This is a genomic window from Halogeometricum rufum, from assembly GCF_900112175.1.
GTDB classification, from domain to species: domain Archaea; phylum Halobacteriota; class Halobacteria; order Halobacteriales; family Haloferacaceae; genus Halogeometricum; species Halogeometricum rufum.
Map to the genome: position 1 here is coordinate 1,021,584 of NZ_FOYT01000001.1, position 13,850 is coordinate 1,035,433.

Consider the following 13,850-nt stretch of genomic DNA (forward strand, 5'->3'; position numbering starts at 1 on the left):
CTATCAGTGTGGTTCCGCGATGCCCTGCACCCACACGATGCCGATGTGGATGGCGATGAGCGTGGTCACGACGAACGGCAGCAGGAAGACGTGGATGATGTACATCCGCTGCAACGTCGCCTGGCTCAACGAGAACCCGCCGAACAGGAGCTGTGCCGCCCACTCGCCGATGAGGGGGATGGACAGCGCCATCTCGACGCCGATCTGGCCCGCCCAGTAGGCAAGCTGGTCCCACGGCAGGAGGTAGCCGGTGTACCCGAACACCATCGTCAGGCTGATGAGGATGATGCCGAGCAGCCAGTTGAGTTCGCGCGGTTCCTTGTACGCCCCGGTGAAGTACACCCGGAGCATGTGGAGGAACACGGCGGCGACCATCACCTGCGCGGACCACCGGTGGATGGACCGGAGCATGAACCCGAACTGGAGTTCGGTCATGATGAACTCGATGGAGTTGTACGCCGTCGAGGGGTCACCGGTGGTCGCCGGGGAGTAGTAGAACCCCAGTAATGCGCCGCTGATGGCGGCGACGACGTACGCGAGCGTCGAGAACAGTCCCAGCGTGTACAGCGGGTACCAGTACCAGAACTTGTTGTCGAGGTTGTACTGTTCGGTGTGACTCTTCGGCATCTGGAGGTTGACCCGGTAGTAGAGGGTCTCCATCAGTTCCAGATAGTCGACGATGCGAAGCCGCTTGTCGAGCCAGATGAGCGTCGTGAGGAACGTGGACTCCACCGGCGTGAGGTCCTTCTCCTTCATCCAGCCCTTGTGGTCGTGTTCGTCTTTTCGTTCTAGACTCATTGTTATCTCTTGTAGTACGGGTAGACGGCGCGTTTGACCTGGTCCCACGCACCGGTCCCGAGTTCGGTGCCGTCGACGTCCTCCTCACGGACGTAGAGGTCTTCCCACTTCCGACGGCGCTTCTTCACGATGACCACGTCCGGGAGGAACTCCTTGCGGTACAGCGCGAGGATGAACGCGAGGTCCACGAAGATGACCGCGAGGATGGCGCCGAGGAACATGTTCCCGGTGTCGGACAGGCCCCATCCGGAGACCAGCCCGTAACTGAACAGGAACACGAAGACGACTTCGATGATGGTCAGGAGCACGATGGCGATGGCTGCCGCCGTGCTCTCCCGCGCCGGTTCGTACCGGTGGATGTCACCGTACGTGCTGCCACTCGACGACATTATCCGTTCCTCCCCGTACCAGTGTGTGGGGACTCACCATACTTCAAGATGTAGAACGTGAAGATGGCGGTGACGATGATGCCGAGGATTGTCGCGGCGCCGACCCAGTGTGCCTGAATCGGGACGCCGAGTTCCTCGAGTTCCTTCTCGCCGCCGCCCTCTCCGCCGCCGGGGTTCTCGGTGACGACGATGGTGCCGACCATGCCCGCCGACTGGTGCGGCTGACAGTAGTAGGCGTACTCACCGAGGGTGCTGAACGTGTGGCTGTAGGTGAACCCCGTGTTCTCGATAGGCTCGTGGCCTTCCCAGTTCGCGCCGTCCGGTTGGCTCTCGACGACGATGTTGTGGTTGTCGGACTCCCAGACGAACTCCACCGTCGTCCCTGGGGCGATCTCCAACGGTTCGTCGGTGCCCGGTTCGAACACCAGCGACCCGCCCGGGCCGACGACGACGGTCTCGGTGACGCCGCTGCCACCGCCGCCGCCGCCGCCCGTCCCAGTGCCAGTACCCGTACCGGTTCCTGTTCCTGTGCCCGTTCCGGTGGCGGTGCCAGTCCCGTCCGACGTCGAGGTGCCCGTCTCTTGGGCGACCCCGACTCCGGCGGCGGCAGATGCCGTCGCGGTGGCGGCAGGGACGCTTGCCGCTCTCAGAAAGTCCCGCCTTTTCATACAGAATTTTCTCAGGATGGAACGCGCTTAAACCCACCGACTTCCCCCCTCATCGCCCGATGACGCCGTCTCGGGGGACGGCGGCCCGCGGCGTCAGGTGCCGCCGAGACGCCCGTCGCTCGGGGCGTCGCCGTCACCCTCGCTGGATTCGAGCGGCGTACCAGACGCGTCGTCTATCGGAACGAAGTCGGGGCGTCCGCCCTCCCGGAGCGCGCGGAGTCGATTTCGGTACTCCTCCGAGCGGAACCGGTCGGAGAGGCGGGCGTTGGCGACGACGAGGAACAGGAAGAAGCCGATGAGGAGGAAGAACGCCGCCGCGACGGGCGGGACGATGTTCAACTCCCCGTTGGAGGCGAACGGGATGAGGCCGGTGAACAGCCACAGACCCAGCAGCACCAGACCGCCGATGATCTGTCCGGCGGCGATTATCTGCAGCATCGTGTTGCCGAGTTCGCTCGACCCCTCGGACACGGCGTCGGGGTCCGGGAGCGCGAAGTTCTCGGGCGGGTCGGCCACCTCGAAGTCGTCCATCGAGCAGAGGACGAGCGTCGGTTGCACGTCGCGGTAGACGGTGCCCTCGCCCTCGATGTCGCCGTCCGCCGAGACCAGCGCGTACCCTTCGTCGGAGTAGACGAGGACGTGCGGTTCGCCCTCGACGCTGACGCGTTCGACCACGCCGAATATCTCCCGGCGGGCGACGCGGTTCTTCAGTTCCTTCTCCACGCGCGCGAGGAGTTCTTCGCCGACGACCCACGAGTCGGGGTCGAACGCCGCCTCCCACTCTTCGGCGGTCATCTCCGCCATCTCCGCCGGTCCGAAGTCGTCGAAGTCGTACTTCTCTTCGACTTCCCGGCGCAGTGCGTCGAGTTCGGCGTCCTCGGGGTCTTCGGGTTCCGTCCGGCGTTCGGCGCGTCCGTCCGAGGCGTCGGCCATCAGGGGAAATTCGCCCCCGACGCTGTTAAGCCCTCCGACGTGCGCGCTTCGGTCCTGCTATCGACCCTCGTTCGCCGCGCCGGAGTCGGGCCATTTAGGCCGCTCGACTCCTAACTCTCACCGATGGTATCCGAGTCGGCCATCGCGACGGGTGCGGCGTTGATGGTCACGGCCAGTTTCCCCTTCTACATCTACGGTGCGTGGATAATGATAGACGCCGAGACGGTGACGTGGGACGTCCTCGTCTACCACCTCAAGTTCATCGTCCCCGGCCTCGTCCTCAACACCGTCCCCGTCGTCTTCTGGATGGCGCCGCGCCTCCTCTCGCAACTCGGCGGGCTCTCCGCGCTCCACGCGGTCCTCGGTCTTCAGGCGTACGCGATGCTCGTGTTCGCACTCACGGGCATCGTCCGCATCTTCCAGGCCAAGCGCAACGCCGACCTCTACCACGACCCCGACAAGGACGTGGACCTGGACGACCTGCACGAGAACATGGGCGCGTGGCGCGGCCGCCTCCGCATCGGCGTGTTCGGCTACGTGCTGTTCTGGATTCTCGCCTGGTTCCTCGGCATCTACCAGTACGCGTCGGCGTACGTGTTCTGACGCGTCGTCGCCGCCGCGTCACCGACCCTCACGACGACACCACAGTCCCTCACCGCGCCGTCGTCCCGCACCGCGTCGTCGTCCCGCACCGCGCCGTCGTCCCGCACCGCGCCGTCGTCCCGCACCGCGTCGTCGTCCCGCACCGCGTCGTCACCACGCTTCGCCACTGGCAAGGTCGACGTCGTGGTCCAGTTTGGAAGACGGACAGACGTCCTCCAGCACGCAGTCCCCGCAGTCGGGGTTGCGCGCGTCGCAGACGGCCCGGCCGTGGCTGATGAGCAGGTGCGTGAACTGCTGCCAGTCGTCTTCGGGGACGACGGGCATCAGGTCCGTCTCTATCTTCTCGGGGGCCTCCTCCTCGGTGATGCCGAGGCGACGCGAGAGGCGTCGGACGTGCGTGTCGACGACGATGCCCTCGACCACGTCGTGGCCGTGTTGGAGGACGACGTTCGCCGTCTTCCGCCCGACGCCCGAGAGGGCGGTGAGTTCGCTCATCGTGTCCGGCACCTCGCCGTCGTGTTCCTCGACTAGCGTCCGCCCGGTGGACTGCAGGTAGCCGGCCTTGTTGTTGTGGAAGGTGATGCCGTAGATGTCCTCGGCCAGTTCGTCGACGTCCGCCTCGGCGTAGTCCTCGGGCGTCCGGTACTTCTCGAACAGGTCCGCCGTGACCTCGTTCACTCGCTCGTCGGTACACTGCGCCGACAGGACGACGGCGACGAGCAGTTCCAGTCGGGTCGAGAAGTCGAGCGAGATGGTCGTGTCGGGGTACTCCTCGTACAGTCGGTCGAGTATCTCCCGCACCTGCGCCTCTCTGGAGTCCAGTGGCGTTCCCATACACGGTCGTTCGCGCGTCTCGTGTTGAGTGGTTCGGGTTCGGTGCGGTCCGCACGAACTCGTCCGTCTGTCCGTCCCTCGCCCCCGAACGGGGCCGCGACCCGTCGCCGGTCCGACCCTCGGCCACGGGTGGCACAAACTTACGTCTCCGCTACGTACGCGTCCACATGGAATCCGGTTCATCCGGAGAAGAGGACCTCCCCGTCGGCGAGGGCGAGAGAATCGTCTCCGAACCGGCGGAGATTCTCGAACGCGTCTCCGACGGCTTCTACGCGCTCGACGACGAGTGGCGCATCAGGTACGTGAACGAACGGGCCGAGGAGTTCCTCCGGCGGTCGGAGGACGAACTGCTCGGCCAGTCGGTCTGGGAGGCGTTCCCCGGGGCGAGGGAGAGTCCGCTGTGGGAGCAGTACCACGAGGCGATGGAGACGCAGGAGTCGGTCACCTGCGACTTCTACTACGAACCGCTGGAGAGTTGGTTCGAGGTCAACGCCTACCCCTCGGAGACCGGCCTCTCGGTGTACTTTCGCGACGTGACCGAGGCGAAAGAGCGCGAACGGGAACTGCTGGAGACGCAACGGCGGCACCGGACGCTCGTTGAGAACGTCCCGAACGGAGCCGTCGCACTGTTCGACGAGGACCTGCGATTCCTCGTCGTGGGCGGCGACGCCGACGACCTGGACTCCATCGAGGCCGACCGACTGGAGGGGATGACCCTGTTCGAGGGAGTGGACCCGGAGGTGGCCGAACGGGTGGAACCGCACTATCGCGCCGCCCTCGACGGCGAGCGACGAACGTTCGTCCACACGCTCGACGGACAGGTCCGGACCGTCAGAACCGTGCCCGTCCGGGGAGAGGACGGCGACGTCATCGCCGGACTCGCCATCTCGCAGAACGTCACCGGCCAGGTCGAGCGTCGGCGCGAACTGGAGAAGCGGTCGCGTCAGCAGGACGTCGTCGCGAACCTCGGGCGCATGGCGCTGGAGAACCCGCCGCTGGACGACCTGTTCGACAGGGCGACCGAAGCCGTCGCCGAGACGCTCGGCAACGAGTACTGCAAGGTGTTGGACCTCGACCCGAACGGCGAGGAACTGCTCCTGCGCTCGGGCGTCGGGTGGAAACCGGGGTACGCGGGCGAAGCCACGGTGCCGAACGACGCGGGGTCGCAGGCGGGGTACACGCTCCGGTCGGCTGAACCCGTGGTCGTCGAGGACCTCCCCGCGGAGGACCGATTCTCCGGGCCGGACCTGCTCGTCGAACACGACGTGCGGAGCGGCATCAGCACCATCATCGGCCCCGCGGCGAACCCGTGGGGTATCCTCGGGACCCACGACACCGAGCGACGGTCGTTCGACGAGTACGACGTGGACTTCGTCCAGAGCGTCGCCAACATCCTCGCCAGCGCCATCGAACGCCGGGAGACCGAACGCGAACTGCACGCACAGCGGAACCGACTGGCGGCGCTCAACGACCTGAACTCGCTCGCCCAGCAGATTTCGGAGTCGGTGGTCAAAGAGTCCAGCCGCGAGGAGATAGAGCGCCTCGTCTGCGAGGAACTGGCCGCTTCGGATTCCTACGTGTTCGCGTGGATCGGCGAGGCGGACGAGTCGGGTGGCGAAGTCCTCTCGCGCGCGGAGGCGGGCGTGGAGAACTACGCGTCGAAGCTCTCGCTCCGCCTCGACGAGGAACCGGGGCGGTCCGGCCCGACGGCGCAAGCGCTACTCACGGGCGAGACGCAGGTGGTCCAGGACGTGCGGGAGAACGCGAACTACGCGGGGTGGCGGGAACACGCCCGCGACCACCGCTACCGTTCCTCGGCGGCCATCCCCATCGCGTTCCAGGGCACGCAGTACGGCGTCCTGAACGTCTACTCCGAGCGACCCGCCGCGTTCGGCGAGGAGGAACGGACGACGCTCTCCCGACTCGGGACTATCGTCGGCCACGCGCTCCGGTCCGTCGAGCGCGACAGGCGACTGCGCGAGAGCGAACGCCGCTATCGCACCCTCGCGGAGAACGTCCCGAACGGGTCGGTGACGCTCGTCGACAGGGACCTGCGCTACGTCCTCGCGGCGGGGTCGAACTTCGACGACCTCGGCGTCGACGCCGAGGCGATAGAGGGTTCACACGTCAGCGAACTGTCCTACCTCTCGGCTGACGTCCGCGAACGGATGCGCGAGGCGCTCGAAGCGGCGCTCGACGGCGAGACGACGACGGTCACGCTGGCGTACGACGGCAAGGTGTACGAGTACCGGGCGGTTCCGGTCCGCGACGGCGAGGAGATTCGCGCGGCGATGTCGCTCTCGCAGGACGTCACCGAACGCGTCCGGCACGAGGAGGAGCTCGAACGCGAACGCGAGCGGCTGGAACTGATGAACCGCCTCATCCGTCACAACCTCCTCAACAGCCTCAACGTCGTCGAAGCGCGTCTGGCGTTCCTCGAAGGAGAGGTCGAGGGCGACGCCGCCGAGCACTTGCGGACGGCGCGCAACCGAACGGAGTCGATGGTCCAACTCGTCGAGACGATTCGGTCGCTGATGACGGCCATCGCCGACCGAGGCGAACTGGACCTCGAACCCGTCTCGCTGAACGACGTCGTCGAGCGCGAACTGACGGCCGCCCGCGAGATGTTCCCCGACGCCGAGTTCGACGCCGAGATGCCGCCGGACGTCTCCGTCGCGGCGAACGAACTGCTCGAGGAGGTGGTCGAGAACCTGCTGGTCAACGCCGTCCAGCACAACGACAAACCGACGCCGGAGGTGACCGTCGCCGTCGCCGCCGACGAGGAGACGGCGACGCTGACCGTCGCCGACAACGGGCCGGGCGTCGCGCCCGACATGGAGGCGAAACTGTTCGACAAGGGGGCAAAGGGGTTCGACAGCCCGGGCACCGGGTTCGGGCTCCACCTCGTCCGCGAGATAGTCGAAGCGTACGGCGGCGACGTGAGCGCCGAGAACCTGACGCCGACGGGGACGAAGTTCGTCGTCACGCTCCCCCGCGCGGACGGCGACGCGTCGGCGTCGTAGGGCGTAGCCGACGCCCGCCGAGGCGTGTGGATTAAGTCGCCGGCCCCGAAACCGAGGCGGCATGATAGACATCGACGCGGCCCCGTGGCGCACCGGCCTCGCCACCGCCGCCGGCTACGGCGTCCTCCTCGTCGTCCTGTTCGTGGCGCTGTTCGTGGTTCCGTACCTCGTCGCCGTCGCCCTGTAGCGGGCGGTCACGGGGCCGCGACTCGTGGCCGGTTACACTCGGACGGCCGCGTCGCTTCGGGGACATCGAGCGCGTGAAAATCGAACCGTCCGAACTGGTGGTTACGCGAAGGCGCGAGAGACGTCGCCGTCCTCGTCCGCCTCGGCCTGAATCTTCTCCCACGCGGAGACGAAGTCGGTCATGTATATCTCCGTGCGGTCGTCGCGGATGGCGAACATGCCGGCCTCCGTGCAGATGGCCTTCACGTCGGCACCGGAGGCTTCGTCGGCCATCTCGGCGAGTTGCGCGAAGTCCACGTCGTCGTCGACGTTCATGTTGCGCGTGTGAATCTGGAAGATTATCTCGCGACCCTCGGAATCGGGCTTGGGCACCTCGATGAGGCGGTCGAACCGGCCCGGCCGGAGGATGGCGGGGTCGAGCATGTCGAAGCGGTTCGTCGCCGCGATGATGCGGATGTCGCCGCGTTCCTCGAAGCCGTCCATCTCGCTGAGCAGTTGCATCATCGTCCGCTGGACCTCGGCGTCGCCGGACGTCTTCGAGTCCGTGCGCTTGGAGGCGATGGCGTCTATCTCGTCGATGAAGATGACGGCGGGTTCGTTCTCGCGCGCCACCTCGAACAGGTCGCGGACGAGTTTCGCCCCCTCGCCGATGAACTTGTGCACGAGTTCGGAGCCGGCCATCTTGATGAACGTCGCGTTCGTCTGGTTCGCGACGGCCTTCGCGAGCATCGTCTTCCCGGTGCCCGGCGGTCCGTAGAGGAGGACGCCGGACGGGGGCTGGATGCCCACCTGCTCGAACATCTCGGGCGATTCGAGCGGCATCTCGACCGTCTCGCGGACCTCCTGCATCTGCTGTTCCAGTCCGCCGATGTCGGCGTAGCTCACCTCGGGGCTGTGCTCGACCTGCATGACGCGCGCCCGCACGTCAGTCTCGTTGTCGAGTCGCTTGACGATAGACAGAGAGTTGTTGACGGCGACTCGGGAGTCGGGTTCGAGGTCGTCGCGCAGTTCGTCGGTGACCTCGGTGAGCGCCTCCTGGTTGTTTCCGTGCTGCTTGATGATGACGCCCTCGTCCGTTATCTCTTGGACGGTGGCGACGAACAGCGGCGACTGCTTGAGCTTCTTGTTCTCGTGGGTCAGTCGCTCCAGTTTCTGCTGGTACTTGTTGTTCTCAGCGTTCGCGTCCAGCAACTTGTCCCGCATCTCCTCGTTCTGAGATTCGAGAACGTCGAGGCGCTCTTGGAGCGCCTGAATTTTCTCCTGCTGCGACGCCGCGTCCTCGTCGTACGGGAGGTCGACGTCGTCCACAGTGTCGGTCATCACCCGTCGTAGGGTAGCGCTTCATAAGAGCCTTCGGGTAGATGCGACAGCCGCCCGTCTGACGCCGCCTACTCGCGGTCTCTCGATTCGCGCCGCCCGTGAAGAATTCTTGATAGTAATATTTCTATACAGCAAATATTATTACTCTACATGCACGAGGAGGAAGTACGAATGAGCACCACCGAAGTAGTCGGCGCGGACGAGGGGACGACCGACCGCTGGGAGTCGATTCGAGAGATGCCGCCGAGCGCCAAACTCGTCGCGAAGGTTCTCGACTACAACGAGACGCTGACCCAGAGCCAACTCGCCGAGGAGACGCTCCTGCCGCCGCGCACGGTCCGGTACGCGCTCTCCCGCCTCGAAGAGGCCGACGCCGTCGACTCGCGGTTCTCCTTCTCCGACGCCCGCAAGCGGCTCTACACGCTGAACATTTAACTACGGGGACGGGACCAGACGTCCCGTGCCCGACGCTTCCCCGCCCGCAGACGATTCATCGCTCACGGACGCTTCGCCCCCGGACACTTCACCGCCGAGTCCCGACGCCGTCCGCGACGCCTTGCGTGCGTTGGCGACCGGTACGGCCCCGGCGCGGCGGCCCGCGTTTCGCGAGACCATCTCCGAGGCGGAGGCGGCGACGGACTGCGCTCTCGAGGCGACGGCGTTCCTCGCCGCCGGGCGACTCCCGGAACTCGCGCGGGCCGTCGCCGACGCCGAACACGCCGACGAGACGGGGACGGCCGAACGCGGCGCGGAGGCACTCGCGGCCCTCCGCCGACTCGACGCCGCGGCCGCGGCGCACGGGGACGACCCGCGGGACGCCGAGTCCGCGGACGGCGACCACTTCCACCGCGCTCGCGGAATTGTTTTACCACCGACCGGCCAAGCCACGGACAGATGACACGGGTGATACACACCGGCGACACCCACGTCGGGTACCAGCAGTACCACTCGCCGGACCGGCGTCGCGACTTCCTCGACGCGTTCGAACAGGTGGTCGAAGACGCCGTCGCGGACGACGTGGACGCCGTCGTCCACGCGGGGGACCTGTTCCACGACCGACGGCCGGAACTCCGGGACCTCATGGGGACCATCGACGTCCTCCGGCAGTTGGCCGACGCGGAGATTCCGTTCCTCGCCGTCGTCGGCAACCACGAGTCCACGCGCGGCGGGCAGTGGTTGGACCTGTTCGAACGCCTCGGACTGGCCGAACGACTGGGCGACGAACCGCGCGTCGTCGGCGACACGGCGTTCTACGGACTCGACCACGTGCCGAAGGCCCGGCGGGACGACCTGACGTACGACTTCGAACCGCACGACTGCGACCACGCCGCCCTCGTCGGCCACGGCCTGTTCACGCCGTTCGCCCACGCCGACTGGGAGACGGAGACGGTCCTCGGCGAGTCGAACGTCGCGTTCGACGCGTTCCTCGTCGGCGACAACCACGCGCCCGGCACCGAACGGGTCGACGGCACGTGGGTGACGTACTGCGGGTCGACCGAACGCGCGAGTGCCGCCGAGGAGGACGCGCGCGGGTACAACCTCGTCACGTTCGACGGCGAGGTGGACGTCCGCCGCCGGTCGCTGGACACGCGCCCGTTCGCGTTCGTCTCGGTCGAACTGGCCGCGGGCGAGGGCGCCGAACGCGTCCGCGAACAGGTCCGCCAGCACGACGTAGAGGACGCCGTCGCAATCGTGGAGATAACGGGCGACGGCGAACCGGTGACGCCCGCCTCGATAGAGGAGTTCCTCGCCGAACGGGGGGCGCTGGTCGGCCGCGTCACCGACCGCCGGACGACGGAGACGGAGACGGAGGTGAACGTCTCGTTCGCCGACCCGGACGACGCGGTCCGCGAACGCGTCTCCGACCTCGGCCTGTCGGCGGCCGCCCTCGACGTGGACGAGACGGTCCGCGCGAGCAAGACGGCGGACGCGAACGTCCGCGAGGAGGTGAAGACGCGCGTCGATTCGCTCGTGGAGGCGGGTGACCTCGACGCCTTCGCGCCCGCCGAGGACGCGGCGGACGACGCGGCGGAGTCCGTGACCGCCGTGACAGATGCGACCGACGGAACAGAGACGACCGATGCGACGGATACCACCGAGGCGACCGACGACGGCATCGCGAACGACGTGGCCGACCCGACGACCGAGGCCGACGCGACTGCGGCGGCCGGGGAGACGGCTGGAACGAACGCGACGGACGAAGCGGACGTGACGGACGAAGCAGACGTGACGGACGAGTCGAGTGCGACTGCGGCGGCCGACGGGACCGACGAAACCGCTGAGAGCGACGCGAGCAGCGAAACCGCCGAGACCACCGAGAACGACGACGGAGACGGCCAGTTCACCATGGAGGACTTCTAGATGCGCTTCGACCGGATTCGAATCCAGAACTTCAAGCCCTACGCGGAGACGGACCTCGACCTGACCGACGGCGTGACCGTCATCCACGGCCTGAACGGGAGCGGCAAGTCGTCCCTCTTGGAGGCCTGCTTCTTCGCGCTCTACGGCGCGCGCGCCCTCGACGAGAACCTGGAGGACGTGATGACGACGGGGACGGAGGAGTCCGAGATAGAACTGTGGTTCACGCACGACGGCGCGTCGTACCGCGTCCACCGTCGCCTCCGCAAGTCCGGCGACCGGGTCCAGACGGCCACGTGCGTCCTCGAAGGCCCGGACACGGCCATCGACGGCGCGCGCGACGTTCGCGCCTTCGTCGCGGACCTCCTGCGGATGGACGCCGAGGCGTTCGTCAACTGCGCGTACGTCCGGCAGGGCGAGGTGAACAAACTCATCAACGCGACGCCGAGCGAGCGTCAGGACACGATAGACGACCTGCTCCAACTCGGCAAACTGGAGGAGTACCGCGTCCGCGCGGGCAAGGCGCGACTCGGCGTCGAAGACGTGCTGACGCAACGCCGCGGCGCCCTCTCGAAGGTCGAGTCGCAGATAGCGGCCAAGGAGGACGCCGGCCTGCACGAACGGCTGAACGCCCTCGAGACCGAACTCGGCGAGGTGGACGACGGAATCGCGCGGTACGAACAGCAACGCGAGAAGGCCGCCGAGACGCTGTCGGACGCCGAGTCGGTCCTCGAGACGTACCGCGAGAAGCGCGCGGAACTCGACGAACTCGACGCGGAGATAGCCGACCTGCGCGAGACGGTCGAGTCCGACGAACGGAAGCGAGAGACGCTGCGAAGCGAGGCCGGCGAGGCGAGAGACCGGGTGGACGACCTCCGAAGCCGAATCGAGTCGGTCAGAGCCGAGACGACGCTGGACGAGGCGACGGCCGACGCCATCTCGGCCCGCCGCGACGAACTGGACGAACGCGAGGACGAGATTCGGACGGACCTCACCGAGGCGCGGGAGCGACGCACGATGCTCTCGAATCAGGCCGAGAAACTGCGCGAACGCGCCGAGGAGTTCGAGTCGCGGGCGGCCGAGAAGCGGTCCCGCGCCGCGGAACTGGACGACGGCGCCGAGGAGGCCGCCGAGGAACTCGAACGGCGCAGCGACCGACTCGACGAACTCGAAGCCGAACTGGAGACGCTGACGGCGGAGTTCGAGGACGCGCCCGTCGAACTCGGCGCGGCGGCGTCGCACCGCGACGAGATTCGGGAGACGCTGACCGACGTGCGCGCCGACCTCACCGAGACGAACGCGGAGGTGGAGAACGTCCGCGACCGACTCGCGGAGGCCGAGGAACTGCGCGCGGAGGGGAAGTGCCCCGAGTGCGGGCAACCCGTCGAGGACTCGCCGCACGTCGACGCCATCGGCGAGTACGAGGCGCGCAGCGAGGCGTTGGAGTCGACGCTGTCGGACCTCCGGGAGCGACGCGAGACGCTGGAGTCGCGCCTCGACCGGGCGAAGTCGCTGGTCGAGACGGAGAACCGCGTCGGGGAACTCCGCAACAGCAGGGACCTGTTCGCGGAGCGAATCGAGGACGCCCGGGAGACGGTCGAGGAACGGCGGACGGAGGCAGAGACGCTCCGCGAGGAGGCCGACGAACTGGCGGCGGAGGCCGAGGAGAAGCGGACGGCGGCGACGACGCAGTCCGAAGCGGCCGCGGAGGCGGCCGAGACGGTCCGAGAACTCGAAGCCGACCTCGAATCCGTCGCCGACGCCGAGGAGCGACTCGACACGCTGTCGGACCTCCGTTCGACGCTGTCGGAGACCGAGTCCGAAATCGAGCGCCTCGAAGAGCGTCGCGAGAACCTCGCGGAGTTGAACGACGAACGCCGGGAGCGACTGGCGGACAAGCGCGACAGACGCTCCGAACTCGCCGACGACGTGGACGAGTCGACCGTCGAGGAGGCGACGGAGCAGCGAGAACGGGCGGAGACCTACCTCGAACAGGTGGACGACGAACTCGAATCGCTGCGCGAGAAACGAGACGAACTCCAGAACGAAATCGGCGGCGTCAAGGGCGAACTCGCGCAGTTGTCCGAACTCCGCGAGGACCGGGACGAACTCGCCGCCCGCGTCGACGCGCTCGAATCGCTTCACGCCGAGACCGAGGAACTGGAGGCGATGTACGGCGACCTGCGCGCGGAACTCCGCCAGCGCAACGTCGAGACGCTCGAACGGATGCTGAACGAGACGTTCGAACTCGTCTACGGCAACGACGCCTACTCCCGCATCCGCCTCGACGGCGAGTACGAACTGACGGTGTTCCAGAAGGACGGGACGGCGCTCGACCCCGAGCAGTTGTCCGGCGGGGAGCGAGCGCTGTTCAACCTCTCGCTGCGTACCGCCATCTACCGCCTCCTCGCGGAGGGAATCGAGGGGGCGGCGCCGATGCCGCCGCTCATCCTCGACGAACCGACGGTGTTCCTCGACTCGGGCCACGTCTCGCGCCTCGTGGACCTCGTCGACGAGATGCGTGACCTCGGCGTCCGACAGATAATCATCGTGAGCCACGACGACGAACTCGTCGGCGCGGCGGACGAACTCGTGACCGTGGAGAAGGACCCGACGAGCAACCGGTCGTCCGTACGGCAGGAGGACCCCGACGCGCTCGTCGCGGCGGAGTCGCTCGCGGACGACTGAGCGCCCGGGCCGAGGTTCGAGGCGTTCGCGTGCGGCCGAGGCGGCGGGCG

At 67.2% G+C, this 13,850-nt stretch carries 14 protein-coding genes; 7 read left to right on the forward strand and 7 right to left on the reverse strand.

Annotated elements, in window-relative coordinates:
• Positions 1-3: 3 nt before the first annotated feature.
• From BM310_RS05355 to BM310_RS05370, 4 genes are all read right to left on the reverse strand, one after another.
• Positions 4-798, reverse strand: a complete 795-nt coding sequence (locus BM310_RS05355; protein WP_089805312.1) for a cytochrome b — start codon at positions 796-798, stop codon at positions 4-6.
• A gap of 2 nt (positions 799-800) precedes the next feature.
• A complete protein-coding gene (locus tag BM310_RS05360; RefSeq protein ID WP_089805315.1) occupies positions 801-1,187 on the reverse strand; it encodes a DUF7318 family protein in 387 nt (128 codons plus the stop codon).
• Complete coding sequence (locus tag BM310_RS05365) at positions 1,187-1,855, reverse strand: plastocyanin/azurin family copper-binding protein (RefSeq protein ID WP_089805316.1); 669 nt, start codon at positions 1,853-1,855, stop codon at positions 1,187-1,189. Before BM310_RS05365 ends, BM310_RS05360 begins: the two co-directional genes overlap by 1 nt.
• A gap of 93 nt (positions 1,856-1,948) precedes the next feature.
• Positions 1,949-2,788 carry a DUF7319 domain-containing protein gene (locus BM310_RS05370; protein WP_089805318.1) on the reverse strand — a complete coding sequence of 280 codons (840 nt, stop codon included), beginning with the start codon at positions 2,786-2,788 and terminating at the stop codon, positions 1,949-1,951.
• A 123-nt stretch (positions 2,789-2,911) separates the two neighbouring features.
• On the opposite strand from BM310_RS05370, the gene BM310_RS05375 reads away from it, so the two are divergent.
• Positions 2,912-3,391 carry a DUF7321 family protein gene (locus tag BM310_RS05375; RefSeq protein ID WP_089805320.1) on the forward strand — a complete coding sequence of 160 codons (480 nt, stop codon included), beginning with the start codon at positions 2,912-2,914 and terminating at the stop codon, positions 3,389-3,391.
• Here the strand turns inward: BM310_RS05375 and BM310_RS21260 are convergent.
• Together BM310_RS21260 and nth are read right to left on the reverse strand one after the other, a co-directional pair.
• Positions 3,361-3,534 carry a hypothetical protein gene (locus BM310_RS21260; RefSeq protein ID WP_177232538.1) on the reverse strand — a complete coding sequence of 58 codons (174 nt, stop codon included), beginning with the start codon at positions 3,532-3,534 and terminating at the stop codon, positions 3,361-3,363. The genes BM310_RS05375 and BM310_RS21260 overlap by 31 nt on opposite strands.
• A 7-nt stretch (positions 3,535-3,541) precedes the next feature.
• On the reverse strand, positions 3,542-4,225 hold the full coding sequence (nth, locus tag BM310_RS05385) for an endonuclease III (RefSeq protein ID WP_089805324.1): 684 nt from the start codon (positions 4,223-4,225) through the stop codon (positions 3,542-3,544).
• 167 nt (positions 4,226-4,392) lie between these two features.
• Here nth and BM310_RS05390 point away from each other — a divergent pair, with 167 nt between their 5' ends.
• Together BM310_RS05390 and BM310_RS21820 are read left to right on the forward strand one after the other, a co-directional pair.
• Entirely contained in the window at positions 4,393-7,248 is a 2,856-nt protein-coding gene (locus tag BM310_RS05390; protein ID WP_089805327.1) for a PAS domain-containing protein, read from the forward strand.
• A 61-nt stretch (positions 7,249-7,309) separates the two neighbouring features.
• Positions 7,310-7,435: a hypothetical protein gene (locus BM310_RS21820; RefSeq protein ID WP_255473563.1), complete on the forward strand. Its 126-nt coding sequence runs from the start codon at positions 7,310-7,312 to the stop codon at positions 7,433-7,435.
• 101 nt (positions 7,436-7,536) lie between these two features.
• On the opposite strand, the gene pan1 is transcribed toward BM310_RS21820, so the two are convergent.
• A complete protein-coding gene (gene pan1 / locus BM310_RS05395) occupies positions 7,537-8,754 on the reverse strand; it encodes a proteasome-activating nucleotidase Pan1 (protein WP_089805329.1) in 1,218 nt (405 codons plus the stop codon).
• Positions 8,755-8,925: 171 nt separating this feature from the next.
• Here pan1 and BM310_RS05400 point away from each other — a divergent pair, with 171 nt between their 5' ends.
• Genes BM310_RS05400 through rad50 form a run of 4 tightly spaced genes read left to right on the forward strand, consistent with a single transcriptional unit; the run spans position 8,926 to position 13,800 of the window.
• A complete protein-coding gene (locus tag BM310_RS05400; RefSeq protein ID WP_089807041.1) occupies positions 8,926-9,189 on the forward strand; it encodes a MarR family transcriptional regulator in 264 nt (87 codons plus the stop codon).
• Positions 9,190-9,214: 25 nt separating this feature from the next.
• Positions 9,215-9,652, forward strand: a complete 438-nt coding sequence (locus BM310_RS05405) for a hypothetical protein (protein WP_177232539.1) — start codon at positions 9,215-9,217, stop codon at positions 9,650-9,652.
• On the forward strand, positions 9,649-11,115 hold the full coding sequence (mre11, locus tag BM310_RS05410) for a DNA double-strand break repair protein Mre11 (protein WP_089805331.1): 1,467 nt from the start codon (positions 9,649-9,651) through the stop codon (positions 11,113-11,115). Before BM310_RS05405 ends, mre11 begins: the two co-directional genes overlap by 4 nt.
• A complete protein-coding gene (gene rad50, locus BM310_RS05415; protein WP_089805333.1) occupies positions 11,116-13,800 on the forward strand; it encodes a DNA double-strand break repair ATPase Rad50 in 2,685 nt (894 codons plus the stop codon). It begins immediately after the preceding gene.
• Positions 13,801-13,850: the final 50 nt, after the last annotated feature.